This window comes from Rhodobacteraceae bacterium LMO-JJ12 (genome assembly GCA_021555075.1).
In the GTDB taxonomy this organism is placed as follows: Bacteria; Pseudomonadota; Alphaproteobacteria; order Rhodobacterales; family Rhodobacteraceae; genus JAKGBX01.
The window spans coordinates 563,004-588,736 of the sequence record JAKGBX010000001.1 but is presented as its reverse complement, the minus strand read 5'-3'; the positions used below and the strand labels follow the sequence as shown (position 1 = coordinate 588,736).

Genomic DNA, 25,733 nt, shown 5'->3' with positions numbered 1-25,733 from the left:
CTAACAGAAAGGAATAACGATGCAGTCTCATGCAAAGGTGGTAATCGTCGGTGGTGGCATGATGGGCGTGGGCCTTGCCTATCACCTGGCCGAAGAGGGCTGGAAAGACGTGGTGCTGATCGAAAAGGGCGAGCTGACCAGCGGCTCAACCTGGCATGCGGCGGGCCAGTGCCCCAGCTTCATCAGCAATTACAACATGGCCAAGATCCATCATTATTCCAACACGCTTTACCCACGGCTGGAAGAGATCACCGGCCAACCCGCGGGCTGGCACGGCTGTGGCGGCATCCGTCTGGCCACAACGCAGGAAGAGGTGGATTGGTTTACGCATGTCGCCGGGTTTTCGGCCAATGTCGGTTTTCACATGGAGGTCATCGGCCCTGAGCGCATCAAGGAACTCAACCCCTGGCTTCAGACCGATGGCGTTCTTGCCGGTGCCTACACAAACATGGATGGTCACGTAGACCCCTCCAGCGCCTGCAACGCCATGGCGGCAGGCGCACGACAGATGGGGGCCACGATCATCCGCCACACCCGCGTGACGGATATCAACGTGCTGCCCTCAGGCGAATTCGAGGTCGTGACAGATCAGGGCAACATCACCTGCGAACACGTCGTCAACGCCGCCGGGTGTTATGCCCGCGAGGTCGGCAAATGGGTCGGCGTGGAAACCCCCATCACCAATATGGAGCACCAATATCTGGTCACCGAACCGCTGGAAGAGTTCAAGGATCTCGACACCGAACTGCCGGTGATGCGCGACCCGGCCACCGCAGGTTATTACCGGCAGGAACAAAAGGCCGGACTGGTGGGCATCTACGAACACTACGGCAGCCGTCAGGCCTGGGCGGGGCGCGGCGGCTTTCCCGAATGGGACAGCGAGAACGAACTGTTCGAGGGCGATATCGACCGCATCGCGCCCTGGCTGGAAAAGGCGCTGGAACGGATGCCGATCTTTGCCAATGCCGGGATCAAGCGCATCATCAACGGCGCTATTCCGCATACGCCCGACGGCAACCCGCTGGTTGGTCCCGCCCCGGGCCTTCGCAATTTCTGGCAATGCTGCGGTGCGGCCATCGGCATCGCGCAAGGCGCAGGCACCGGTAAATACCTTGCGCAATGGATGGTGCATGGCGACGCCGATATCAACATGCACTGCGTCGATCCGCGTCGCTTCGGCGCCTATGCCGATCAGGACTATACCCGCGCCAAGAGTTTCGACGATTACGAGAACATGTTCGAAACCCCGCTGCCGGGCCGTGAAATTCACGCGGGCCGTCCCAGCCGGGTCACGCCGCTCTATGCACCTCTGAAAGCCAAGGGCGCTGTCTATACCGAGGTTTATGGCTGGGAGCGGCCCAAGTATTTCGCCCCCGAAGGGTTCGAGGAGAAGCTGCAATACCGGCGCAACAACGTCTTTGATATTGTCGCCAATGAATGCCGCGCCGTGCGCGAACGCGTTGGTATCATGGACCTGTCAAGCTTTGCCAAGTTCGACGTCACCGGCCCCGGCGCCGAAGCATTGCTGGACCATCTGACCGCCAACAAACTACCCAAGAGGGCGGGTGGCATCAACCTGACCCATGTTCTGTCCGAGGGTGGCCGGATCGAAGGGGAATGGACCATCACCCGCCTGGCCGATGACCGGTTCTATGTTTTGTCGGGCGCGGGCACCGAACGGATGACACAGGATCAACTGACCTTTGCCGCGGGCGGTAATGTGACCATCACAAATGTCACCGATGACTTTGGAATGCTGGTGGTGGCTGGCCCGAAGGCACGTGAAGTGCTGGCCCCCCTGACTGATGCCGATCTGACCAATGCGGGGTTCCGCTGGCTCTCGGGGCAGGAAATCAGCATTGCCAACATTCCTGTCCGTGCGCTGCGGGTGAACTATGTCGGCGAACTGGGCTGGGAATTGCACGCGCCGATGGGCGATCTGGCAAAACTCTACGATGCAATCTGGGCCTCAGGACAGGATCACGGCATCGCCGATTTCGGCGTCCACGCCGTGAACTCATTGCGGATGGAAAAAGGTTATCGCGGTTTTGGTACAGAACTGACCAATGAAATCACCCTGATCGAGGCCGATTGCGAGCGCTTCTACGCCCCGGGCAAGGGCGACTTCAAAGGCCGCGCCGCGACCGAGAATCTGCGTCAGCAGGGGATAACCACCAAACTTGTCTATGGCGAAGTGGCGGCGACCGATTGCGACATCTATGGCGGAGAGGCGGTAATGCAGGGTGACAAGGTGGTCGGAGTCTGCACCTCGGGCGGCTACGGACATGCCACGGGCAAGAGCTTGGCCTTTGCCTATGTCGATCCGGGCGTCACCGATGGGTTGGAAGTTGTCATTCTCGGCAAACGCCGCGCGCTGACACTTCATGACGCTCCGGTCTGGGATGCCGCAAACGCCCGACAAAAAGCTTAGCAAAGCGCCAGAATTTGAGCGTGCGGGGCAAATCAGGCCGAAACGGTTCCACCAATATCGAACCGTTTCGCGACCGGCGTTGATCCCGCGCACGGGCAAAAAGCCATCGCCGCCGGGCGCATGCTCTCCGGGTTGCTTTGAAACCACTTGAACGGGTCGCGCATCTTCATGGCCTGCGGGGACTTGCCCGCCTTAATTCTCCTTCCTGAGACGACGACAGCCCATTGATTAATAACGAATTCTTGAGAATTCTTAGCGCGTTGCTCCACAATTATCGAGCGCGCGCAAAAACTATTGCATGCATCACACTTATCGCTTATCGACGATAAACGAATAAACGGATTGCACATGCACGATACGGACATCAACATCGCTGCACTGGCCAAGGCGCTTGCGCATCCCGCACGGCTGCGCATCCTGCGCCTGTTGCTCACGACCCCCGGCTGTATCGGCGGCGACATCGTGGACGCAGTCGGCTTGGCTCAATCCACCGTTTCCGAGCATCTGCGCATCCTGAAGGCCGCTGGCGTCATCACGGGCGAGATATCCGGCCCGCGCACTTGCTACGCGTTAAACCCGGATGCCCTTGGGCCACTGTCCGAATTCATAACCACGCTGACCCCGCCCTCTGCTGCGGATTGCTGCGTGCCGAACGAGAAGGAATTATCATGAGCCTGTTCGAACGTTGGCTGACCCTCTGGGTCGCACTCTGCATCCTGTCCGGGCTCGTCCTCGGCAGCCTCGTCCCGGCACTGTTCGCCGCATTGGCCGCGTTCGAGATCGCCTCGGTCAACCTCGTCGTCGCCGTCTTGATCTGGGCGATGGTCTATCCGATGATGATCGCAGTGGATCTCGGTTCGCTCAAGGCGGTTGGTCAGCGCCCAAAGGGTCTTGTCATCACGCTGGTAATCAACTGGCTGATCAAGCCTTTCACGATGGCGGCGCTGGCAGTCCTGTTCTTCAACTACGTCTTTGCCGGCTTGATTGATCCCGAGCGCGCGCCCGAATACATCGCAGGCCTTATTCTGCTTGGCGCCGCGCCCTGCACCGCGATGGTCTTTGTCTGGTCACAACTGACGAATGGCGACCCCAACTATACGCTGGTGCAGGTCTCGGTAAACGACCTGATCATGGTGGTGGCCTTCGCACCGATCGTGGCCTTTCTTCTGGGCGTGACCGACATCAGCGTGCCGTGGGAAACACTGATCCTGTCGGTCATCCTCTACATCGTCATTCCCCTGATCGCAGGGATGCTGACGCGCCGGACGCTGATCGCGAAAGGCGGCGAGGCCGCGGTGACAGCGTTCACCGCCCGGATCAAACCGGCCTCTGTCGTGGGCCTTTTGATAACCGTGGTTCTGCTCTTCGGCTTTCAGGGGCCGGTGATCCTTGCGCAACCGCTGCTGATTGCGCTGATCGCAGTCCCGATCATCATTCAGTCCTACGGTATTTTCGCGCTCGGGTATGGATGGGCCTGGCTGTGGCACGTGCCGCACAGGGTCGCCGCCCCCTGCGCGCTGATCGGCACGTCGAACTTCTTCGAACTCGCGGTCGCCGTGGCAATCGGGCTGTTCGGGCTGAACTCCGGTGCCGCATTGGCAACAGTGGTCGGCGTGCTGGTCGAGGTGCCGGTGATGCTGAGCCTCGTTGCCATCGCGAACCGGACGCGCGCGGGGTTCCCCGGATGATTTGAACCACACCGGTCTTGCCCGAGACAGTTTAGGTCTTCCCGCGCCATCATCGGCAAACGGGTGCGTTCAAGGCCAATGCGCGAATACCGAAAAGAACTGCAGGGCGGTTAAGAGGCCGGTTTGCCCCAACGCATTACATCAAGGGCAAGACGCCCCCGTCAGAGCAATGTCGTCAGGCGCAAACCGACTTTGTGCGCAGGATCTATCGCGCGGTTCAACGGTTGATCCAACCAGGCCGGGCGCCTGGATGGCTCTGCCCGCGCCCACGCACCGGCGTGCGCGGGATGGCGATGCCTTGCGTTCTGGCAGCGCGGGTGATGAGCACACGCTTGGCTTGCCAACCTGCGAGCGCAGCAATGAGCCCACCAAGAGAAACAAGCCAGGGAACTCCGGGCGCATCGGCAAGGGCCGCGATGAACAACAGAACAGGAAGCGCATGCCCCACCAGATAGAACCCCGGCGCCATCTGATCGAGGACTTCGAGGCTCTCTTCCGGCGCACCGCGCTTTTCCAAACCGTTCCGGTAATACGCCCAGGCTGCCGCCCGCGCGGCAATAAGCACGATCGCCAGCGGCAAAACCCAGACAAGTCCGCCATAGGCCCAGACGGCAAACGCCGCAAAAAGGCTTGTCCCTTCCGTGGGGCCTGACAGCAGAATGTAGGGTGTCAGCGTGATCTCGCGCCATGTCGGTATGCCACGGGCGGCGCGCAGAATGCGGGCCTGACAATATAGGAATCCCAACGCGCAAAGCGTGGTCACGGCAAGGAAAAACATCGCGATGCCGCTCATGCCAAGCAGGTTCAGGCCAAGGGCCGCACCACCGCAGGCAAAGAGCGGCAGGGCAACCACCCCCTCGCGCGTCATCCACGAGGTCTGAGGATGGTGGAACACGTTAAGGGCGCGCCAGGGCTTGCCGATCTCAAGCAACACCATCAGCAGGCCAAAGGAGATAAACGCCATCCCGGCAAAGGCCGGAATGAACCAAGCCCTGCCATCAAGCGCACCGAGAAAAGCCATCACCAGAAGCCCGGTGCCGGTGCCGCCGCCGATGAAGTTGAAGGCGGCGCGGATGTCCCAGGCACGCTGAAGGCGCGGCCACGGGCCGCTGGCGACTTTGCGGGAATGTTTCATAGCCGGATCTCTCCCTTGTCCCAAAGGTAATACATGTTCGAACCCGTTCCTTCGTCTTCATGCATGCGAAAATGCTGGTTATCGCGCAGCTTTTTCGAGACGTTGCTATCAGGATCATCAAGGTCGCCGAAGGTGAGCGCGTTTGCGATACACGAGTTGACGCAAGCCGGCGTTGCGTCCGGGTCAACGCCCGGTGTCAGCCCTTTGGCGATCCCCTCATCAATGGTATCAACGCAGAAGGTGCATTTCTGGACCACTCCGTTCATGTCGTCGTTATATTTCTCGGCCTCATGACGCATCGGTTCATCGCCATAGGCAAAGTCCACATCCTCGACCTTGAAGCGCGCCTCATAGGGGCAAGCCGTGATGCAATAACCGCAGCCGATGCACATCTCATAGTCCTGGGTTACGATGCCGTCGGCGCGCTTCTTGGTGGCCTCCGACGGGCATGCCGCGACACAAGGCGGATTGTCGCAATGCTGGCAACTGGTTGGAACAAACACCCGCTGAACATTTGGAAAGGTGCCGGTTTCCACATCGACAACCCGGCGCCACATCACACCGGGCGGCGTGGCATTGGCCAGTTTACAAGCGGCGGTGCAGGTCTGACAGCCGACACAGCGGCGAAGATCGACAACCATTGCATATTTGGTCATTTCCGACCCTCCTTGATCTTGTGAACCGAAACCAGCACCACATCGGCGCCCGAACCGGTAGAATCCGTCAGATCCATCGACAGCGGTATCAGCGTGTTAAGGCTGGCGAATTCGAGATCCTTGGCATAGGGCGTCGCCCAATGCTCGAACTGACCGGGAATGACGATGGTGTCAGGGCGGATGCCCTCCATCGGTTCGGCCCGCCCATGGGTGCGCCCGATGATCGAGCGGACTTCAACCATCTCGCCGCGCTTGATGCCTTTGGCCTTGGCGACACTCTTGTGCATGATCACGGCACCGACACCGCGCACGTTGCCGGAAACCTCGTGCATCAACTGGATGCCGACATTGTTGCCCGTGGTGTATTGCATGACCTTCGTGGTGATGCCCCACAGCGGATAATCGGCCGGATCGCCGCCCATCTTTTCAAGCGTCTTGGTCCAGATGCCGGGGAAATCATGCCATTTCGGAATCGCCTCGTATTCCTCAAGCTGGGCGTCCCACCAATGGTGACCCTCCTCATGCATCCGCGATTTAAGCTCCTTGCCGATACGCAGCAGACGCTCCTGATAGGGCAACTCATAGCGCAACCCCAAGTCTTCCATGGTGGGCGTCAGATACCAATCGAGGCGATCGAAGGGGACAACGAAATACCCGTGTTCCTTGAACCATTCGAGATCATGCACTTCCTCGCCGCGCGAAAACTCATGGGTGGCCGCCTTGCAGGCCCGATCCCAGATCTCGTCGACCTCGTATTCCTTGTCCTCATCGAGGCTATAGTCGAATCCCTCCCCCTTCAGCGGCACGGCACCGGCGCCACGATTAATCGCCTTGTTGTATTTGGCCAAAAGGCCACAGCGTTTGGCTAACTCGCCCGCGATCCAAGTGAAATCGCGCGCGTCGCCCTCGGGTTTAACCACCGGCTGTCGCAGCGTGACACCCTGATGATACCAATGCTGCTCAACAAACTTGGTCCCGCCCATACGGATCAACTGGGTACTTTCCAGATCGGTCGCATCGGGCAGCAGGATGTCGGCCATATAATTGGTCTCATCCTGGGTATAGGCGAATGCCACGACATAGGGCATTTTCGCGATTGTTTCGACCATCTGGCCCGAGTCCCAGAATGAAATCGCGGGATTGGTGCGATAGAAGAACCAGACATCAGGATAGCTCGGGCGCGGCCAGTTTTCGGGCGTCTCGCGCAGGAACATCCAGGCCAGATGGGTCGGCCCCAGCGCCTGGCTCCAACCAGAATTGCCGACCATCGGCACCAGTGTCTTGTGGGCATTGCGCCCGGTTGGCTCGCTTTCCCAGCTTTCACGCTCGGTTGAGTTGAACTTGACCTGCATAAAGCCGTCTTCGCCCGGCTTGACGCTGTCCAGCCGGTTTTCGTGGGGCCGGTTCAGCCGCACCGTCGTGCCCAGCGTGCCGCCCGGAACCTCAAGCGCACCAACCAGCGTGGCCAGCATGGTCCGGCTCCAGCAGGCATGATAAGCACCCCAACCGTTGTTGACCGTTTTGCCCAGCGTCACCGCCACCGGACGATAAGGCATCGTGCGCCCCTCGATCTCGATGGTTTCGCCGACACTGGCGTTTTCGAGATACTCGTTGGCAACCCGGCGTATGGTTTCCGCCTGAAGGCCACAGACCTCAGCCGCCCATTCCGGTGAATACTCGGCCATCGCCTCGGCTGTCACAGTCAGTGCCGTGGTCCCGGTAACGTCTGCGTATTCAATCACCTCTCCATCCGGGCCGAGTGATACCGCATGTGCAATCTGGAAATGCCCGTCAAGCGCGGGCACCGCCGCCTTGTCGTCAATCGAACACGGCGCATTGCGGACGGTATCCATCATCAACGGCTTGCGGCTCTCGGGATCGCGCAGATAATACCCATCCGGGCCGATCAGATAAGGCGATGCCGTGCGGTCACGCAGGAATGGCACGTCAAGCTCGTCGCGGGGATGCTCGTGCAGCAAGACATGGATCATCGCCAGCATAAAGGCCGGGTCCGTCTTGGGCTTGATCGGCACCCATTCAGCCGAGGCAGCACCGGTAACGGACAGGTGCGGTTCGACCTGCACCCGCTTGACGCCGCGTTCGCGTGCATCGGCATGACGCCAGACAGCACATGTGCCGCCCGTGACTTCGACATTGGTGCCAAAGGAAACGATGTATTTAGTATTCACGGTATCGGCGCAGACGGTAAAGCCGCGGTGCCAGAATTCCCCGTAAAGATGCTCGGAATGGACGCATTTGACGCCCTGCCCCGAACCGAAGGAAAAGTCGATTGGCCCCCATGATGCCAGGAACGCGGGCAGCGTGCCCATGTAATGCGCAGGCGTTCCGCCATGCCCAAAGGTCGCCGCGACACGCGGATAACCGCCTTCGTCAATCAGCCCCTTTTCGCGGATGCCGTTCATCTTGGCCGCAATCTCTCCCAGCGCCTCATCCCACGAGATCGGCTCCCAGCCGGGATCCTGATCGCGCCCCTTCTTGGGGTTGGTGCGTCGCATCGGGGTAAGGATACGGTTGGAGTTATAGGTCTTCTGAAGCAGCCCAAACGCCTTGACGCAAACGCGCCCCGATGCCGGATGAATGCCCTCGGCGCTGAAGTCAGGACGGATATTGGTGGCCACACCGTTCTCCACCTTGACGGTAAGAAGGTCTGGTCCGGCAACACAGTTGTAGCAATAGGTTGGAACCCACTTCGCCTCCTCCCCAGAGGGCGCAGCGTCTTCGAGAACGGCCTGATCTGGCTGTTGCGACATTAAGTTTCCTCCTCGAAACTTACATGGACGAGCGTTTCACGGCCCTTTCGCATAGCCTTATATGTTACCAAATATTATTCAACTGTAAATTTATGTAACATGTTATTCGTATCTTTACCTGCGAGACCACTACGCCTCGTGCAAGAAACTTTCGATGCTGCTCACCTCTGCAAACTTCGCGTGCTGCGAATCCCAAGCATCGTCAGTGCCCGTCGTCGGACCGGCTGATGCGAATTCTCCGCTCTCGTGATCAACAGCACACCAGAGGCACTGCCCGGCCTGCCCCCTTCACGAAGACCTCGGCCAGACGCCATTATCTGTTCGAACAGGCCCGGATCTGCAGCAGTCATTACTGGCACATTACGGAATTTTGCGGGAGGATGGTGCGCCTAGAGGGAGAGGACTTGAACTCCCTGATTGAGGCTCTCCAAGAGTGGGAATACCATCTCGCCCGTTCGGACTTTAAAAGTCTGAGGTGCGAAGATGACACATTCGCGACATGAATTCAATAACATAGCCAAGGCAGAGGCGAAGAAGACGGACTATCCGCCGCCCTTTTCCCTGCGCCTGACCTATGAAGAACGGGCGCGGCTGGATGCGGAACGGGGTGGCATGACCCTTGCCGCATATATCCGCGAGCGGCTTTTCGGCGCTGATGCTGCACCGCGCAAGAAGCGCGGCAACAGCCCTGTTCAGGACAAGGAAGCCCTTGGCCGCATGGCTGGGGCTCTTGGTCAGTCTCGCCTGTCCCAAAACATGAACCAGCTCGCCAAAGCGGTGAACTCGGGCTCTTTGCCTGTCACACCCGAAACGGAAGCTGAAATCAAAGAAGCCTGCCGCGAAATCTCGGAAATGCGCGCGGAACTCTTGGCTGCTCTCGGTAAAGTGCCAGGGAGCGAGCCATGATCTTGAAAGCCAAAGAGCGCGGCAATGCCCCGCAGCTCGCCCGCTACCTGCTGGCGATGCGGGACAACGATCATGTCGAACTTCACGATGTGCGCGGCTTCATCAGTGATGATCTGGTCGAGGCATTCGGCGAAGCCGATGCCATTGCGCGGGGAACGCGCTGCGAAAAGCACCTGTTCTCGATGAGCTTCAATCCGCCCGAAGGCGCGAATGCATCCATCGAGGACTTCGAAAGGGCGATAGAGCAAGTAGAAGCCACGCTCGGGCTTGAAGGCCAGCCCCGCGCCATTGTCTTCCATGAGAAGGACGGACGGCGACACGCTCATGCTGTTTGGTCGCGGATCGACAGCGAGCGGATGCGAGCGATCAACCTGAACCACTACAAAATCAAGCTGCGCGATGTGTCGCGCCAGCTCTACATAGACCACGGCTGGGCGATGCCGCGCGGCCTGGAGAATCGGCGCTTGCGTGATCCCTTCACCTTCTCGCGGGAAGAATGGCAGCAAGCGCAGAGGACTGGCCTTGACGCGAAGGAGCTGAAGGCGGTCTTCAAGACTGTCTGGGAAACGTCAGACAACCGCGCAGCGTTTGAACAGGCGCTCAAGGAGCGCGGGCTCTGGCTTGCCAAGGGTGATCGGCGCGGCTTCGTCGCGGTCGATTATCGCGGCGAGGTCTATGCCGTTGCCCGTTGCAGCGGCGTGAAGGCAAAGGACGTGGAAGCCAAACTCGGCGATCCGCAAACTCTTCGCTCGGTCGATCAGGTAAAGGGCGACATTGCGGGCGGGATGACGGCCAAGCTGCAAGAATTCATCAAGCAGGCCGAACGGGACGCGGCGCGACGGTCTTTGCAGATAGACTTCCGCAAGGCGGATATTGTCGGGCGGCATCAGGAAGAGCGCCGCCAGCTCTCCGAAGCCCATGAGAAACGCTGGCAGGCCGAAACCCGCAAGCGGGCTGAGCGTCTGCCGAAAGGTGTCTCGGGCATCTGGCATCGGCTGACAGGCAAATATGCCAAAGTCAGAAAGCAGAATGAACATGAAGCGCTGGAAGCCCTGCACCGCGACCGCGCCGAAAAGGACGCGCTGATCTTCAAGCAAATTGAGGAGCGGCAAGCCGTCCAGCGCGACATCCGAATCCAAAGAGAAGCGGCTCAAGAAGAGCTGCTGCGGCTACGTGAGGATGTTGCCCACTACATGCGTGGTGATCGGCCTGATCCTGAGTTCAGCCGCACGCGCAAGCGGGAGAAGCATCGAGAGGAAGAAGGCAGCAAGCGTGAACGCGCCCCGCGTCCACGGCGCGGACGCGGCTTCGAGCCGTAAATGATTGGAGAGGCGCTATCAGCGCCCCCCTTTCTTGAGGTAATAGAAGTTTGTGAGGCCTGCCTTCTGAAATAGCTCCATTTTTTCTTCTTCTGTAGTCGGAGATGAAACAAATGGCTTAAAAATGGCCTCCACAGCAGAAAGAAATTCGACCGCTTGGTCGACGGTTGTAGTCAGTGCGCTCTCAAAACGCTTAAAATCTGGAGGGTACATTAGGTCAGTTTCAGAATCGAATACCTTGTGGTTGCCTTCAGCGTCGACATAGGTGTTGATTGCGGTTTCCAGCAGCCAGAAGTTATAGATCAATATGATATCGGAATCATGTTCTCGACCCAACGTGAGGGAAATCTCAGGCTTCCATTCTAAACTCTTTTCGATAAGGTCATCCGTTAGCTGACCGGTGAACTTGTTACGCAAATAGGAAAAGAATTCCGCGTTTGAGCGACACTTGTCAAATAGTTCGCTCAACTCGCGATGATCAGCGTATTTGTATCGAATGGACCTCTCGAAGTCGCAAAGATTATGGAATGCCAAGAAAGCTATTTTAACGTGAGCAATCGAAAGCAAAAGTCCTTTCTGCAATATCTCAGATTTTGCTTCCTCAAGATCGTTTCGAATTATCAGGCTTTGTACTAGACGTTTCTCCAAGTTGATACCTTTCGAACTTTGGTTACCCGTAAGAGTGATAGTTGGCGGGCACTTACTGTGAGCGCTGAAGGTTCACTGATCTTACCATCACGCCTTAAATACTTCAAAAAGATATAACTTATGTCATCGTCGAATTGAGTGTTTAAGACGTGCATCCATCTTTCGAAAATTGTGTGAGTGGGCGCTCTAAGAGCGCCCTTCGTTTTGCGGTGGGGTGTCTTCGAGCGGAGTCCGCAGGACGATCCGTCCGTTGATCGGGCAGGTCTCAAGCTGAAGCGTGTAACCCTGTCCGTCCTTGTGCGCCCATGCTGCGCCGACTTTGTTCCAGAAGGATCTCTCGCCCCTCTGCGTGACGTGCCAGGCCAGAAAGTCGGGTGCGTTTAGTGCTGGGGTAGTCTTCGCCTTTTCGCGTGCCATGATTTTATCTCCTTTGTTTGGCTGGCTTGCTAACGCCCTCCCGTCAGGCCGAAGGCAAAGGTTCGGAGTTAATGGTCAACACGGCTGGCAAAGCCAGGTGGTGCGGGCAGGCCATTGAAGGCCGTGCCGCGTTCGGTCAGGGATTCATGGGTGTCTTCAAGGCAAGTCCGCCCGATCAAAGGAGGTTGAGCTACGCGGTCAGAAAATGGCAACTGCCCTTCAGCCAGCCGCATCCGTCATGCCCTGCTTCGTGTCTTGCGCATCTTCTGGCGAACATCCGCATCTGGAAACGCTGGCGCTTCCATTGGCGAGTACATTGTGGTGGCGGGCAAAGACGATGCCCGCTTCTTTCCGATCAAGCCGCAATTCATCCTGTAGTGCTTTGTGCGATGGCAAACGCAAACCGAGACGTTCCGTTTCACTGTCACCTGTGGCGTCTAGCGTCAGTGCCGAACCATCAGCGCCTTCACTGGCCGATGATGATGTGTGTCCGAGCCGAAAGGCTCGGAATGGTTCGGAGCCTCCCTGAAGCCAAAGGAGGATCACATGAAACTTGTCACTCGATTTGAAGCAGCAACGCTAAGCACGCCTGAATTGAACGGTCTGCGAAAAGAAGCGTTCATCGCCTTCACTGCCGCCCCGCGCGGCTCGCAGGAACAGCGCGAAGCGCTTGTGACGATGCGAACTATCGAAGATGAGCTGGCGACCCGTGCGCCAGGTCTCTAAATCCTGATGCGGCTGGCCGTGAGGTCAGCCGCGAATTTTCGTAGGCTTATCCGGGCAAGATAAGGCGTTGTCGAATGCGCTCTTTAACTTCTTCTGGAAGGTCAATTTCCTCTAACGGCTGGTTTGTTCCACCAGCGAGGTGAGAAGCGCCAAATATCTCGTGTTGAACTTTTAGTGCCACTTCAAAGTCAACCTCCAAGATTTCAGCCAGAGCCTGAAAAGTCAGAAATTGTCCTGGCCACTTGACGTTTGCTTTGGTTGACAGAGTTTCCAATGTGGTTTTGGAGAAGTTCAGGCCAGTGGGATGAAACGCACTATCCTGAATCGTCTTAAGGCTACGCGACAATTCCTTCAGACTTCTCTCGATGTTTTCCAGACGCTCGACGCCCTGGTCCAGAACATCTTCATTGGGAGACTTTAGCCTGAAGGTGCTATGAAAATCCTTCAAATAGTAAGTGTAGGTTTTCTCGTGTTGCTTGCCCTCTCCGTCAAAGTATATGAGACTTACATCCATTCGATCATCGAGATGCTTTTTCAGAAATTCGAAGCCTACCCCCAAAAAATTTCTCGTTTCACCTGAGTGGATTATTTTAAAGGGCTCCGTGTAGGGGCGATCCAATCCTGGCGTCCATTGCTGCGCGATGACTGAATTCTCGATCTTGTCAATCTGAATTGAAACATCAAAGACATCGCCCAGTGCATCATTTTTGATTGAGAATGACACTCCTCCACCCTCGAACATAAGCGATAGGCTGGGACCTGTCGACGAACTGGAAACCCTTCGGCGGATGTCATCAACCTCGTAGGAGAGAAGAGGGTCGACCCGGAAAAGGCGTCGCGAGTAGTATCGTTTGTCAGCAGCCTGATGTGGAGCGTTACGCGACGCGGGTACATCAAGTATTAGAAGATGCCCACCTTCTGCCTCGATACGCTCAATTGAAAGCTGAAGGCTTGGCGAAATCCGAGACAATAGGCCGTTCTCAAGCCACTCTTCATCCTTAGCTGTGTCTTGAATCGGTACGATTTCTGAAATCCGCTTTTCCCCATCCTCTTCAACCCCAATGATGAGAGCTCCACCTATTGCGTTCGCTAGCGCGGTCACTTCTCGTGAAAGAGTTTCGAATACCTTGTCATTCTTTTGCTCGAAGAGGCGCGATGACTTAAATTCCAGTGTTGCGCCCTCAGAATCGCCGCGCTCTTTCATTTCCTGAATGTCGTGAATTGTGCGCGGTATTAGATACGCCATCTGTTCTGCCCGTTTTTATGATCTTGATCGATTCAGTATAGGCTCAATACGCTGTTTTTCTACATTTTTTTGCTGTCATAAGCGACGTAGGAAAGCCGCCGCTTACGCGGCGACTCCTTCTGCTGTTTCGCTCTGGGCTTGGAAGCCATGCAGAAAATCCGCAGCCTTCTGGGCGTGGGCGGCTGCCGAGAAGATCGCCCGCTTGTCGTTCTTCAGAACCTTCAGCCAGCTCTGGATATAGGCGGCATGATCTGTGCCAGGCTCGGGGGTGAGGCCAAGATCGGCACAAAGGAATGCCGCGCCGAGTTCGGCAACCAGCTCTTCGCGGGCGTAGCCTTCATCGCCCCATTTCTTGCGCCCGAATTCTCGATCAAGGCGCTTGGGGTGCTTTGTCCAATGCGTCAGCTCATGCGCCAAGGTCGCATAGTAGGCCTCGGGGCTGCGGAAGCACTCGAAGACGGGCATCTGCACATGATCGCTGCCGCCGCTATAGAAAGCCTGATTGCCGCCGTGCCGAACGTCCGCACCTGTCGCCGCGAAGAAGTCTTCCGCATGGGTGATGCGCTGCGCGGGGTCAATGACAAGCTCGTGCTTGACGTAGTAGTGCTCGGGCAAGCCTTCGATCTGCTCCACATTGAAGACGGTGTAAGCCTTCATAAACGGGATGGTACGCTCTTCCTCCGTGCCGTTATCCTGCACTTCGGTCTTGGTGATGGTGTTGGCATAGACAACGGAATTGCCGCGCTCGCCCTTCCTGACGTGTGCGCCCAACTCTTGGGCTTGGCGGTAGGTCATCCAGTACGGGGAGCAATAGCCCGCCTCCATCGCCGCGCCCCACAACATCAGAACATTGATGCCGCTATAGGCTAGGCCGTTATGGCGCAGGGGTTTCATAACCCGCCCATCCATGTTGCCAGCACTCCACGGCTTTAGCCATGTGAGTTCGCCCTGCTCCAGATCAGTGATGATCTTGTCTGTGACTTTCTGATAAACGTCTTGTTTCACTTCTTTTTTCCTTTGTTTGGTTGCGCATGCAACCGAACTGCCCCTCTGGCGAAGAGAGGGGGGAGACCGTCACAGACCGTAGGCAGCGGTGGGGGATCGCCCATCCTGCACAAGCAAAGCGCGGAAGGATGGGGAGACCGCTGACTGCGCCCGAAGCTCATGCGAAGGGCTTGGTCTTGACGGCGAAGGGGGTCGCAGACCCCAAACAAAAGGAAGAAAGTCAGCCCTCCAGGGCTGGCATCACATCAGTGCAAGGGATGGAAGCCGCATGGCCGAGACCGCCACAGGCGGGCTCGGTTCACGACAGCCCGACCCGCAGGGTGCGCATTCAAAGTTGAATTCGTGGAGGGAAATCTGATCTAATAGTTTGAAATAGAGGCTACGATCAGAGATAAAAATGACTGCAAAAACAAAAGACAAACCAAAAATCGGAATTCTGGCCTACGGCTCCTTGATTTCAGACCCGAGGCTCGAAATTGAAAAGACTCGCACCGACATCATTAAAGATGTCTTGACGCCTTTCAGCATAGAATTCGCGCGCAGCAGCAGTGGCCGTGGGGGAGCGCCGACCCTTGTTCCAGTTACAACTGGCGGTGCTCGCGTAAAAGGTCAGGTCTTCGTCATGGATACCTCAGAAGCCGACGCAGCCGACATCCTCTATCGCCGTGAAATCGGCAAGGTTGGCGAAATGAAGCGCTCCTATACGCAACCTAGTCCAGTGACTGACAAATCTGTAGTGGTCGAGCGCTTGACCAATTTCGCAGGGCTCGACGTTGTCCTATATACTCAGATCGCCGCTACCATTACTCCTTTGACCGCAGAACACCTTGCCAAACTCGCCATCGCGAGCGTTTCCAAGGCCAATCCTGGTCTCGATGGCGTCAGCTACCTAATAGCCGCGAAACAGCACGGCATCACTACCGCGCTGTCTCCGACCTATGAAGCGGAAATCCTGAAACAGACAGCCTGCAAGACGCTAGAAGACGCCCTTGCCAAACTCAAACGCTAGTCGTCTTTGTGCTCGCGACGAATGACTCCGTGCTCGTCATGAGCGTCTAAGAGCATTTGAACATACTCACGCGTGTTGGTGGTCGCATGCCCCAAGCCAGGCCAGGCAAAGGGAAAGGTCATGCAGGTCATATTCAGTTCCAGCTCTGCTCCCAGCATTTCGGCAACTGCCATCGCGGCCTCGGGCTCCTTCATTTCAGGCCAAAGGTCTTCGTCCAGCACAATGCAGGCGTCGCCCTCATCATCGACATAAATCTCTGCAAGCAACGCACCAATCCGCTCTGCGGGCGTCGCAGCATCTTCAAGCAGTGCTGTCCGCAAGAGCAAAGTAATGTTCTCTTCGTCAAGCGTCAGCGTCGGCCTCGAATCCACTACGTTAATCTTGGGCTCAGCCCGCTGCCGCCCCGCTACAAGCTCCACAGATTTCGGCTCCACATCTGAGCCGTCTAGCCATCCAGGCTCGGAGAAAATGTCGATGGGCGATGCGCCGCAGCCAGGACAGTGCCAAAGATTTTCCGCAAGCTGTGCGCCCGTGATCTTGCCGTCGCAGTGCAGGCAATACCATTCGGCAGACTTCTTGTCATAGAGCGGGTGTCGCACTGCTCCGTCAGCATCAGGCTTGGTGGAACGCCTCGGCCAGTCAGAAGAAATGCCAGCGCGAACCTTGGCCGCCTCTTCGTCTGCAATAACCAGTGCAACGTCCAGGAAGTCGCGTTTGCGCACAGGGCTCGTGTCAGCATGAGGCCCTTCAATTTCAACTATCGGCTGGGAAAACTGTGCCTCGCCTACAAGGATGCGCCATCCGTCACCTTCCACGCGAATGTCCCCGAAAGACTCATAGACACAGTAGTCGTGATCCCCGATCTTTCCTTGCCTGATTGGTTCGTTGACGGGACGTGCGAGGCTCTTGGAAAGAACGCTTCCTGCCTCACCCGCGTCAGAGTGGTTTTGGCGCACAAAGGCCTCGGCCTGCGCCATTTGTTCGGCGCTCGGGAGCCACCCCTGCTTTGCCTTGGTTGCCAGCTGCGCCCAATGCGCACAGTCTAACTCAGCGGCAATTGCGTTGAGGGCTTCGTGTTGAGCAATCCGATTTGCCCGCGCATACCGTTTTGCGAGCGTCTTGAGAGTGTCGATTTGGTTTTTCTTCGTCATGATCCATATCCAGATGGGATCCGACTAGGTGTCCGCTACTAACCAGATCCCACAATTGGGCTGGGTTCATCATGTATGAATGAAGAGTGCTGCATAGCTTTGCGTGGCGGACACACCGGCATGCACTTAAGGCCGAGATCAAGGTGCAGGATTCTAAGAACCTCGTCAAGTTGTTAGCGAGCTTTGTGCCACCAGGGCCATACATTTTCGGCGAACACGCGGCAAACCTCGATGGCTAGCGGTCGTCGCAGAGACCAAGGACGGTGAAGCCTCCAGCCCCCCCGAGTAGCATCAGATCAACACATGGTTTGGAGGCCGCTCGGCGAGGTGATCGCAGCTGTGGATCATCGCAACATTCTGTGCTGACATCCACGCGCCAGCCGATATATTGTGATAATTCGTTTTCAACGACTTGGGGTAGCCGTGAGCAAAGCGGGAAGAAAAATTGATACAGTTCGCGTATCACGTGCTGGGCACACCTTTCACGAACGATGGGCGGCGCGGCGCGCATTGCAGCTCGTCTTCCCAAAGGACAATCTGTTTGCGATTGTCGTCGAAGGCTTGCCGCCACAAGAAAACCTTAACCTCGGGAAGAAGGCAGAGGAGATTGCCGACCTAATCCTCTTCTACGGGAACGGAGACACCTTCCAGACATGCGCTTCGCAGCAGATATTGCAATTTAAATACAAGGAAGCTGAAGAGCCGGTTACTTCGTCCTACCTCAAGAAAACAATCAAGAAATTCGCGGTAACATTGCGCGAATACCGGGCGAACGTATCCGAGCAGGAAATTGCAGATAAACTTTCTTTCGGCTTCGTCACAAATGCGGAATTTTCAAATGAACTTTGGGAAGCCATTGCCTGCTTGAAATCAAAAAGCACGCCAAAGACTAGCAGCGCCAAGACTCAGCTTCAGTATCTCAAAACCTGGTGCAAGGAAGAGAAGATCGACGCGGAGGACATTTTCCCGCTTATCGAGTTTCGTGCTGCAACAAATGATCTACCAGCACAGAACAGATCATTGCGCAAAACAATTAGTGATTGGTCTGCCGACTCCACCGGACAGGCTGGCAAGAGGCTTTTCGCTCTGGTGGAACTCGTACGAGAAAAGGCGCAAATCGAGGGTCAGGGCAAGAACTCCATCAGGCGTGAAGACGTTCTCGACGCCCTAGAATGCGATGAAGACCAATTATTTCCAGCAGATACACGGTTTGTCGATGTCGGTGAGGTCGTCGAACGCACGGCTCTGAAAGACATACGAGATGAGATCAAAGCCAGTAGTCTACCAGTGTTCCTCAACGCCGACGGCGGCGTCGGTAAGACGGTCTTCATTCAAAGTCTCGCCGCGCATCTGGCAGATGAGCTTGAAGTCGTAGTGTTCGACTGCTTCGGCGGCGGGGCGTACCGCTCTGAGGCCAAAGCACGCCACATGCCGAAAGTGGGGCTGCTGCAGATTATCAACGAGTTGGCGTCACGTGGTCTCTGCGACCCACTCCTTCCAACAGATAGTGATCAGTATGGCTTGATAGAAGTCGCCCGCAAGCGTCTTAAGCAGGCGAGCAATACCGTTCGGCGTCAGTCTGCCATGAAAGGCGTACTGGTTGTCATAGATGCTGCAGATAACGCTCAGCTGGAAGCTGATGCGCGCAACGAAGATGCCTTTCCAAGGCTCTTACTGGCTTCGCTCAGTGCGGAGCCTATCGACGGTGTGAAACTGATGCTAACTGCGCGTCCTCACAGAATGGAAAGCGTTATTGCGAAGAGCGAGGTGAAACGTCTTGCGCTTGATCCATTTACTGCGACCGAAACTCGGCGTTTTCTGGAGACGCGGCGCAATGATATCACTGATGTCGAATTCTCGACGGCCTTCGCTCGCTCGCAAGGAAATGCCAGGGTTCTCGAATACCTAGTCGAAAGCTGGGACACAAATGTGTCCGGAAATGCACCCCAGACCGAAATTTCTGTTGAAGAATTGATCGCCGATAAATGCAGGAAAATCTTCCGCGATCTACATACTGCGGGTTGGAGTGATAATGAGGTTCGAGAATTCTTCGCCGCCCTGTCGCTACTTCCACCGCCCATCCCACTGAGTGAGCTGGCCAAAGCGTTGGGCTGGTCTGACTCACAGGTCAATAGTGCGGCCTCCGATCTCGCGCCGATGCTTGAGTTGGTAAAGCACGGAGCGATATTTCGCGACGAACCAACCGAAACGTATATCAAAGACCATTATGCAAGTGAGGTTCCAGCGCAGCAGTCCATTGCGGATAGACTGCAGGCACAGCAGAAGGCCTCAGTCTACGCTGCCGAAGCCTTGCCCCATTTTCTAGTTGTCATTGGAGATAGCAAGAGGGCGTTTCAGCTTGCGGATTCGGACGATTTTCCCGCCTCGATTGAGACCGAGTACGGACGGCGCAGCCTAAAACTTGCTCGGCTCTACGCGGCATTCTCGCTTGCCACACGTGAGAAAGACCTAGACCATGTTCTGCGTCTCACGATGCAACTGTCCCAGCTCGCCTCGGCCAATGCGAGAGGTGATAAGTTCATTCGTCGATCTCCTGCGCTCGCGACGATTCTTGGAGACTCGGATGCTTCCCGTCGCCTGTTCAATGATCGCTCCGGTTGGCGCGGCGCGCGTGATGCACGCCTTACCGTAGCCTATTGCTTCTCTGACGAATTGGACGAAGCGCGCATCCATCAAAACAGAGCGATTGGCTGGATAAACTGGTATCTGCACAACGATGACGAGAATAAGCGCTTTGAGCGCTCTGGGCCAGATGCACCCGATATAGCGGCTGTAATGTTCTTGAGCGTCTTGAAGAACGAGTTTTCCTCGTTCAATCGAAATATCCAGCTATGGCGCTTTAAGTATGCGCTGTCGGTTATCGAAGAGCTCATTACTCTTTGCGCGCAGCACGAACACTCAACAGGTAGCGGAGCGCTGCAGACGCTGGTTAGTTTCGCCGCGTCAAAGAGGTGCCTGTCTCTTGCACTTCAAGTTTGCCTGCTATCCAAAGATCACGGCCTTTCAAAAGGCCAACTCAAGGCGGTTTCGAAAGCGGCGAGCACGCTGTCACAACGATACAAGAATAGGGTTCCGGAGGATAACTGGGACTACGAGAGGGAGCTGCAGGGGGCTATTGCCAGTGCAGCGATGAGCTCCCTAACCGTAAACTCAAAGCAGTCATCAAAACGCCTTCTAAATCTATACAGCCACCGCAGGCCGTCGAGCTACGACTTTGGCGAGCGTCACGGAATGAGCAGGATTTGGATGCCTGTCCAATCGGCTTGCATAGCAGCATGGTCATCGGGCAAAGAATTATCTTTTCAGCATCTCCTTCCAGAGGACGTGAAGTTAGGACCAAGGACAAGAGCCATAGCCTCGGAAGCCGAACTCCGCTCATTCCTTGATGGCCTGATCGTGACGAGCGAACGGAATACGGGGGAAAATCGGGGAAAACCGGAGAAACGCAAGCAGTTCTCCAGCCATGAACAAGATGACATCGTGAAGGGTTCTGCCTGTGTCATCCGGTTGGTCAAACCTCTTGAGACTGCCCTCCTTTCCAAGGCACCAATTTCAAACAATGTTTTGGCCGCGTTCTTGGCTGTGTGGAAATCTGAGTTGAGGCCGGGTGTTCATTGGAGAGCAGAGAACGGGCGAGACAACGTTGCGCGACATGTCGGCATTGGGGTTGCCGCAATCTTGGTTCAGCACTGCGACACCTTAGAGGAGAATGAAGCAAAAGAGCTTATCAATATCATTGCGTCAAACAGATTTTCGCTCGGTCATAAGCTAAGCGTTCTCGCTCTGATCGCGAGGCGGTTCAATTTGGCCGATGTCGCAGGACAGTACGCAGCCAGTATATCAGCCGATATAGTCAAGGATGACTACATCGAACAGCGTGCCGATGCCTATAGGGACTTGGCAGGATCACTGATGTCGATGAGCATTGGCGAAGCACAAGAATACTACATTCAGGGTTTGGCTCAACTTGACCAGATGGGCGGTGATGACTTTGATCTGATCTATTCAGCTTTGCACTACGCTGCAGAGCAGCCAGGTGGGTTCTTGAAACCGGCACTCTCGCACCGTTTTATGGGGTTGTGCCAAACGATCTTTCAACATGAACCCTCAAAATTCGGGTGGACGTTGTTTGGACGCGCGGCCGCTGCCTCCATCGGTTTTCCGGCAATCTACAAGCTGGTTCGATGGGCGGATCAAGATGTTGCTGACTATTCCTACGGGCTTCCACAATTAGCTTGTTACCTAGCACATGCAGGCCATCTTGATGCGCGTCGTGCGGCGGTGCTTCTCACAATCTGCGAAGATCATGGCTGGCATGAGTGGCAGGTTGGCAAAGGTCTGGATGATATCCTATTGGTTGCCGATCCAAGTATTAGGTCAGCGATATTCTCTCTTGTGACAGGGAAGCTGGATCAAGAGCATAGTTCGGGTGGATGGGAAGGGCTGTGGGAAGGTCTGTTGGGCTGTGTAGATGCGTTTGAGGAGATCAACGGGGGAGAATTGCGTGATCATCTACAGCGAAAACTCAAAGCCGCGCGGCATCGTCGTGATGCTGAGAACTCAAAGAACAGCTCCAGCCGTTCTGACGCGGCGTACAGCATTCAATCAGGTAGGAAGAAAAAAAACGAACTGGATGGCGCAAGCGCACTCAAGGCAATTGTTGCCGTATGCGATCCGACATCAGCGGCCTCATTGGACAAGGCGATCAGCGATGCGAGAGGAAACGATGGGCTCCCTTTCGACAATACAAAAAGGCTTTTGGATGAACTCCGGAAAGTTTGCCCCTATCAAAAAAGGGTGAAATTTCTTGAGGCGGTCTGTGAGTCTGCCGAACTCCAATTTGATTACGCGCTTGATCTAGTATTTGAGTGCATGAAGGATTGGGGAGAAAGTTCTGCACAAGTACGAAATAGCACAGAAGGACTCATCACGAGACTTTTTGCATTCAAGGGCTCCGAACTGTTCGAGCTACGGTATTCAGGCATATCCCGACAGATATACCGGTTGTCCGAGCTGTGTGGAGATCAAAAATTTGTGCTCCAGATCGTTCTGGAAACCGTAGTTAAGGAACGTCTTGAGCTTGGGGGAGACGAGTGGCTTCAACTAGCGACTAGCCTGTCGAGCCACACAGATCCTCAGACTGCTCTAGAAGCATTCGAGCACTTGCTGACCAGTTCTGCTGCGCAGGTTGGTGATGAGATTGGTGAGGGTGCCTACAACCCCGCGTTTGCTGGCAAGGACGATGAATGCGATGTTGTTGCTGACATCATTTGGCATCTGCTCGGTGATAGTGATGCTTTCATCAGATGGAATACCGCGCGAAGCTTGAAGGGCATACTCGATGTCGGACTTGTCGAAGACATTGAACGTTTGCTTGATCGTTTTGACACACATGAGAACCCCTCTCTGGTTTCCGAAGAGCGTCATTTTGCCTTTCTCAACGCGCAGCAATGGTTTCTGATGGGATTGGCGCGGGCTGCGCTCCATAATGGTGCAAAACTGAAACCAATAAGAAATAGAATTTTGGAAATATCGAAGCGCGATGACTTGCATGTCATCAACAAGCTTCATTTGGCTCGGTGTCTGAAACACATTGATGCTGGTAAGTCATTGAGTCCTGATCTGGCGCGATTGTGGGACGAAGTACAGTCTCCCAAGCATGGCATCGTTGCGCGTGATGGTTGGCCGGACAACAAGGATCGTCGGACCGATTTTGGCTTCGATTACGACTACAAAAAGTACAAGATTTCAAACCTAGCGCAGCTTTTCTGGATATCCGACAATGAAGCTAGCGACTACATCGCCGATGAAATTACAAAACGTTGGCCGTCGGTAAACAACATATCCGATTTCCCTGGAGGAATTCGGTACCGAGGTGACGAGAGATATGAGACCTACGCTGAGCATATTCAAAGGCATGCGGGCCTTCATGCAGCAACCGCGCTCGTAAGATCGATGCCGGTGGCGCGACGAAGCTATGATTGGGATGACCTGAATCCTTGGCAGGAATTCATTGAACGTGAGGATGTTTCGTTCAAGGATGGTACGTGGTTGTCGGATCACAAAGACCAAGTTCCTGCACAAGCGCGAGAATACCTGCTCGGTGAGCGCAAAGGGAACCAGGAAACGCTACTCAGCAAAGAGGAGTTGTTTCGGAAGGTGGGATTTACCGAGAGCGTGGAAGACCAGTTCCTGCCTTTGTACGGATACTGGACCGCGCCAGATGGCGTGCATGTCAGCATAAGTTCTGCACTCGTCGTAACGAGAGGCGCGGTCAAGCAATGTGGGGTGTTCGCCAAGTCTCCCGATCACGATTTGTGGCTTCCGAGCTTTGAGTCCAATGGTCATATTGTTCGGTATGCGAAAAAGAGGCCGTTCGATCCTTTGATATGGAAGCCGGAGAAGTATCCAGTGGGAATCGATGAGCGCGACGAGTGGGCCACAAAGGACGCGAAAGCTCGCCCAAAACTGGGTCTGGTAATCAACAAAGTACTTCAGCTGACTTCCGATGACGATGAGCGCAATTGGCGAGATAGCGCAGGAAATCTGGTATTGAAGAGCGACGTTTGGGGCGAATGGCGTCCTGATGCGGATGCTCGTGGTACCAGGTATCAGGATGAGGGTGCTATCTTATGGGCGGAACGTGGATGGCTGGATAGAACGCTGAAGTCTTGCAAGCGTAGCCTGATAATCACGCTCGATTTTTCGAAGCATAAATCAAGTAGAAGCTACGATGACTCATCCGGCGTGAGAGGCGTCTATGTAGGCCTAAAGCGGGCGGAAGAACATCCGCGCTTCTGGTTTGCAAGCAACGCGTCAGCAAATATCTACTAGTGTGGATGCTATGATAATTGCGGATCAACCGAGCGCTCCGGTTGTGCATGGTTTGGTGTCGGTGGAGAGGGAATTCTCCAAGTCTGACGAGCTGGGTTCGTGGGGTGGTGATAGACCCCCGGGAGTGTTCATCTTCGGCAAGATGGCGGCATCCAATCGGCGTACGGTTGGTCAGGTTTTCTAAGGCCATGAAAGGTCTTGGAGCGATGGGTGCAGGGAGAGCGAAGTCTCCCGCGAGTGATTGAACGGCGATACGTTCTACTGGCTCTGTAGGGGGTCAATTCCCCACCAGAGCCATGGCCGGAGGGATGCAACGGGAACGCGCAGCGGGTTCCCTTGCCAAGATAGTTTTGTACTACAAAACACATCTTGCGGTTTCGCCTTACGGCGGTCTTAGGGCTTTGTACTACAAGGATTATTGCGGCGCACCAATATGCGCCAACTTTGTACTACAGCACCCTCAACTATCGCTGAGGATGCTTGAAAGGCGCGGTTCGACCTTCTCTCTGAGAAGTGCAATTAGCTCAGGATCGCCCCGCTCGTACTCATCGGGGATATGCAGCGTAACGATCCTGCTGTCTGCTGGGCGCTGCTTGTACTTCTTCCTAATCCGCTCGCGGTGGTGGTTCTCCATCGCGAAGATCAGGTCGGCACTGGCGACAAGCTCCTTGGTCAATGGGCGCGGCGCTTCAGCGTCCGTTCCCGCCGACACGGCCTCGGTGCTAGGGAAATCCCTGAACACGTCCTCGGCGGTCGGGCTTCTGAGCTTGTTGACGGTGCAAACGAACAGGACTTTCACGCGAGGATCATAGCGCAAGATGTTGCGCTGCGGAATCCTGCTTTCTCAGCCTTCGGTCGGGTCATCGATCCGCACCAGTTCCACTTCGTATTCTGGGTGCAGCGGATCGGAGTGCGTCATGTTCTCTGGCCGTTGGATTCCGCCGTTGAAGCTGAGCTCCCCGCGCAACGTCAGCGGATCATCGGAGATTTTGTAAAGACGGTAGAGGCGTGCTTCCAACACGGTGCGGGTCGCCATTAAGAAGCGTGGGGCTTCCCTATCGGCATATCCGAACGCGACAATGACGCCTGCGTCGTTATTGCGGGGCGGTTCGGCAGGAAAATCGTCAGTTTCGGGATCGACGGAGAAATTGAAGATAGTTTCTGACACGAGCAAGGCATCGTGTTTTTGCATCGATTTCATATCGATCACCGCATAGGGGATTCTCGATAGCATTGGCTTTACAGGCGGCGCGTTGAATTCGCCCCACTCGTTCATGGTCATGGTTTCCCTAAAACCCTCGTGGCCGTGTGCCCGCCTATCAGTGCTGGCATAAACGCGATAGCGCCCGATCAGGGTATCGACCCGATGCGGCTGCCTGACGCTCCTTGAAAAGAAATCCGCTAGCGTTGCTGCGCTTTCCTCGATCAGAGGGGGCGGCACGCTCCCGAGATATCTGGCTATCGCGTCTATGAAATCATCGTTCTGGCGGTGCGTTCCTTTCAAGAAACGCTCGACTCGTCTGCGACCGCTATCGCCTTCGAGGCCGTAATTGGCCTTGTCGGCAATGTCCTGGGCAAGCCGATGATAGCGAATTTTCTTGTTCTCCACGTGCTCCAGAAGAGCGCGGCGCAAACGCTCGCGTTCTTCATCCGAGTACCGTGGCAACTCTCTCGCCATGCAGTTTGTCCAGTCTGTGTCCGTGATTTTTCGGGTTCGAGTTTCGTAATCAGGGTCAGCAACCAAGAGGAGCTGACACCATGAAACCTTAT

At 55.7% G+C, this 25,733-nt stretch carries 19 protein-coding genes; 8 read left to right on the top strand and 11 right to left on the bottom strand.

Going from position 1 to position 25,733, the window contains the following annotated elements:
• Positions 1 to 19 precede the first annotated feature (19 nt).
• The 3 genes from LZG00_02795 (at position 20) to arsB (ending at position 4,119) form a co-directional block, all read left to right on the top strand.
• Positions 20 to 2,431 (top strand): FAD-dependent oxidoreductase, encoded by a 2,412-nt coding sequence (locus tag LZG00_02795; protein MCF3592921.1) that lies wholly within the window; start codon positions 20 to 22, stop codon positions 2,429 to 2,431.
• A 348-nt stretch (positions 2,432 to 2,779) separates the two neighbouring features.
• Positions 2,780 to 3,103 carry a metalloregulator ArsR/SmtB family transcription factor gene (locus LZG00_02790; protein MCF3592920.1) on the top strand — a complete coding sequence of 108 codons (324 nt, stop codon included), beginning with the start codon at positions 2,780 to 2,782 and terminating at the stop codon, positions 3,101 to 3,103.
• Positions 3,100 to 4,119 carry an ACR3 family arsenite efflux transporter gene (arsB, locus tag LZG00_02785; GenBank protein MCF3592919.1) on the top strand — a complete coding sequence of 340 codons (1,020 nt, stop codon included), beginning with the start codon at positions 3,100 to 3,102 and terminating at the stop codon, positions 4,117 to 4,119. The genes LZG00_02790 and arsB overlap by 4 nt, the downstream gene beginning before the upstream one ends.
• A gap of 217 nt (positions 4,120 to 4,336) precedes the next feature.
• Here arsB and LZG00_02780 read toward each other — a convergent pair whose 3' ends face one another.
• From LZG00_02780 to LZG00_02770, 3 genes are read right to left on the bottom strand one after another with little or no spacing between them, the layout of a single operon-like run.
• Positions 4,337 to 5,254 carry a dimethyl sulfoxide reductase anchor subunit gene (locus LZG00_02780; GenBank protein MCF3592918.1) on the bottom strand — a complete coding sequence of 306 codons (918 nt, stop codon included), beginning with the start codon at positions 5,252 to 5,254 and terminating at the stop codon, positions 4,337 to 4,339.
• Positions 5,251 to 5,910, bottom strand: a complete 660-nt coding sequence (locus tag LZG00_02775) for a 4Fe-4S dicluster domain-containing protein (protein ID MCF3592917.1) — start codon at positions 5,908 to 5,910, stop codon at positions 5,251 to 5,253. The genes LZG00_02780 and LZG00_02775 overlap by 4 nt, the downstream gene beginning before the upstream one ends.
• On the bottom strand, positions 5,907 to 8,681 hold the full coding sequence (locus tag LZG00_02770; GenBank protein ID MCF3592916.1) for a molybdopterin-dependent oxidoreductase: 2,775 nt from the start codon (positions 8,679 to 8,681) through the stop codon (positions 5,907 to 5,909). Before LZG00_02770 ends, LZG00_02775 begins: the two co-directional genes overlap by 4 nt.
• 483 nt (positions 8,682 to 9,164) lie before the next feature.
• Between LZG00_02770 and LZG00_02765 the strand changes: the two genes are divergently transcribed.
• Positions 9,165 to 9,587: a hypothetical protein gene (locus LZG00_02765; GenBank protein MCF3592915.1), complete on the top strand. Its 423-nt coding sequence runs from the start codon at positions 9,165 to 9,167 to the stop codon at positions 9,585 to 9,587.
• Entirely contained in the window at positions 9,584 to 10,906 is a 1,323-nt protein-coding gene (locus LZG00_02760) for a relaxase/mobilization nuclease domain-containing protein (GenBank protein ID MCF3592914.1), read from the top strand. The genes LZG00_02765 and LZG00_02760 overlap by 4 nt, the downstream gene beginning before the upstream one ends.
• Before the next feature lie 18 nt (positions 10,907 to 10,924).
• Here the strand turns inward: LZG00_02760 and LZG00_02755 are convergent, their stop codons facing one another.
• The 3 genes from LZG00_02755 to LZG00_02745 all read right to left on the bottom strand — a co-directional run bounded on the left by LZG00_02755 (position 10,925) and on the right by LZG00_02745 (position 12,204).
• The gene (locus LZG00_02755) at positions 10,925 to 11,554 is read right to left on the bottom strand and encodes a hypothetical protein (protein ID MCF3592913.1); all 630 of its coding nucleotides are present in this window, start codon (positions 11,552 to 11,554) and stop codon (positions 10,925 to 10,927) included.
• A gap of 186 nt (positions 11,555 to 11,740) precedes the next feature.
• Positions 11,741 to 11,971, bottom strand: coding sequence for a hypothetical protein (locus tag LZG00_02750; protein ID MCF3592912.1), 231 nt, complete (start codon positions 11,969 to 11,971; stop codon positions 11,741 to 11,743).
• A 68-nt stretch (positions 11,972 to 12,039) separates the two neighbouring features.
• Positions 12,040 to 12,204, bottom strand: a complete 165-nt coding sequence (locus LZG00_02745; protein ID MCF3592911.1) for a hypothetical protein — start codon at positions 12,202 to 12,204, stop codon at positions 12,040 to 12,042.
• 313 nt (positions 12,205 to 12,517) lie between these two features.
• Here LZG00_02745 and LZG00_02740 point away from each other — a divergent pair, with 313 nt between their 5' ends.
• Positions 12,518 to 12,697, top strand: a complete 180-nt coding sequence (locus tag LZG00_02740) for a hypothetical protein (GenBank protein MCF3592910.1) — start codon at positions 12,518 to 12,520, stop codon at positions 12,695 to 12,697.
• A 46-nt stretch (positions 12,698 to 12,743) separates the two neighbouring features.
• On the opposite strand, the gene LZG00_02735 is transcribed toward LZG00_02740, so the two are convergent.
• Entirely contained in the window at positions 12,744 to 13,943 is a 1,200-nt protein-coding gene (locus tag LZG00_02735; protein ID MCF3592909.1) for an ATP-binding protein, read from the bottom strand.
• A gap of 102 nt (positions 13,944 to 14,045) precedes the next feature.
• A complete protein-coding gene (locus LZG00_02730; protein MCF3592908.1) occupies positions 14,046 to 14,948 on the bottom strand; it encodes an ssDNA-binding domain-containing protein in 903 nt (300 codons plus the stop codon).
• Between the two features lie 397 nt (positions 14,949 to 15,345).
• Here LZG00_02730 and LZG00_02725 point away from each other — a divergent pair, with 397 nt between their 5' ends.
• Entirely contained in the window at positions 15,346 to 15,957 is a 612-nt protein-coding gene (locus LZG00_02725) for a gamma-glutamylcyclotransferase (protein MCF3592907.1), read from the top strand.
• Here the strand turns inward: LZG00_02725 and LZG00_02720 are convergent.
• Positions 15,954 to 17,108 (bottom strand): hypothetical protein, encoded by a 1,155-nt coding sequence (locus LZG00_02720; protein MCF3592906.1) that lies wholly within the window; start codon positions 17,106 to 17,108, stop codon positions 15,954 to 15,956. The two genes, LZG00_02725 and LZG00_02720, sit on opposite strands and share 4 nt — an antisense overlap.
• A gap of 423 nt (positions 17,109 to 17,531) precedes the next feature.
• Between LZG00_02720 and LZG00_02715 the strand changes: the two genes are divergently transcribed.
• Positions 17,532 to 23,963, top strand: a complete 6,432-nt coding sequence (locus LZG00_02715) for a hypothetical protein (GenBank protein MCF3592905.1) — start codon at positions 17,532 to 17,534, stop codon at positions 23,961 to 23,963.
• Between the two features lie 460 nt (positions 23,964 to 24,423).
• On the opposite strand, the gene LZG00_02710 is transcribed toward LZG00_02715, so the two are convergent.
• Complete coding sequence (locus LZG00_02710) at positions 24,424 to 24,762, bottom strand: hypothetical protein (protein ID MCF3592904.1); 339 nt, start codon at positions 24,760 to 24,762, stop codon at positions 24,424 to 24,426.
• Between the two features lie 45 nt (positions 24,763 to 24,807).
• Positions 24,808 to 25,641 carry a hypothetical protein gene (locus LZG00_02705; GenBank protein ID MCF3592903.1) on the bottom strand — a complete coding sequence of 278 codons (834 nt, stop codon included), beginning with the start codon at positions 25,639 to 25,641 and terminating at the stop codon, positions 24,808 to 24,810.
• Between the last annotated feature and the right edge of the window lie 92 nt (positions 25,642 to 25,733).

Excerpts from the sequence above, each read along its gene's own strand:
- LZG00_02750 (MCF3592912.1), bottom strand. The coding sequence starts at position 11,971 with ATGGCACGCGAAAAGGCGAAGACTACCCCAGCACTAAACGCACCCGAC.
- LZG00_02720 (MCF3592906.1), bottom strand. The coding sequence starts at position 17,108 with ATGACGAAGAAAAACCAAATCGACACTCTCAAGACGCTCGCAAAACGG.
- LZG00_02705 (MCF3592903.1), bottom strand. The coding sequence starts at position 25,641 with ATGGCGAGAGAGTTGCCACGGTACTCGGATGAAGAACGCGAGCGTTTG.
- LZG00_02780 (MCF3592918.1), bottom strand. The coding sequence starts at position 5,254 with ATGAAACATTCCCGCAAAGTCGCCAGCGGCCCGTGGCCGCGCCTTCAG.
- LZG00_02795 (MCF3592921.1), top strand. The coding sequence starts at position 20 with ATGCAGTCTCATGCAAAGGTGGTAATCGTCGGTGGTGGCATGATGGGC.
- LZG00_02765 (MCF3592915.1), top strand. The coding sequence starts at position 9,165 with ATGACACATTCGCGACATGAATTCAATAACATAGCCAAGGCAGAGGCG.
- LZG00_02775 (MCF3592917.1), bottom strand. The coding sequence starts at position 5,910 with ATGACCAAATATGCAATGGTTGTCGATCTTCGCCGCTGTGTCGGCTGT.
- LZG00_02760 (MCF3592914.1), top strand. The coding sequence starts at position 9,584 with ATGATCTTGAAAGCCAAAGAGCGCGGCAATGCCCCGCAGCTCGCCCGC.
- arsB (MCF3592919.1), top strand. The coding sequence starts at position 3,100 with ATGAGCCTGTTCGAACGTTGGCTGACCCTCTGGGTCGCACTCTGCATC.
- LZG00_02740 (MCF3592910.1), top strand. The coding sequence starts at position 12,518 with ATGAAACTTGTCACTCGATTTGAAGCAGCAACGCTAAGCACGCCTGAA.
- LZG00_02790 (MCF3592920.1), top strand. The coding sequence starts at position 2,780 with ATGCACGATACGGACATCAACATCGCTGCACTGGCCAAGGCGCTTGCG.
- LZG00_02735 (MCF3592909.1), bottom strand. The coding sequence starts at position 13,943 with ATGGCGTATCTAATACCGCGCACAATTCACGACATTCAGGAAATGAAA.
- LZG00_02745 (MCF3592911.1), bottom strand. The coding sequence starts at position 12,204 with ATGCGGCTGGCTGAAGGGCAGTTGCCATTTTCTGACCGCGTAGCTCAA.
- LZG00_02725 (MCF3592907.1), top strand. The coding sequence starts at position 15,346 with ATGACTGCAAAAACAAAAGACAAACCAAAAATCGGAATTCTGGCCTAC.
- LZG00_02770 (MCF3592916.1), bottom strand. The coding sequence starts at position 8,681 with ATGTCGCAACAGCCAGATCAGGCCGTTCTCGAAGACGCTGCGCCCTCT.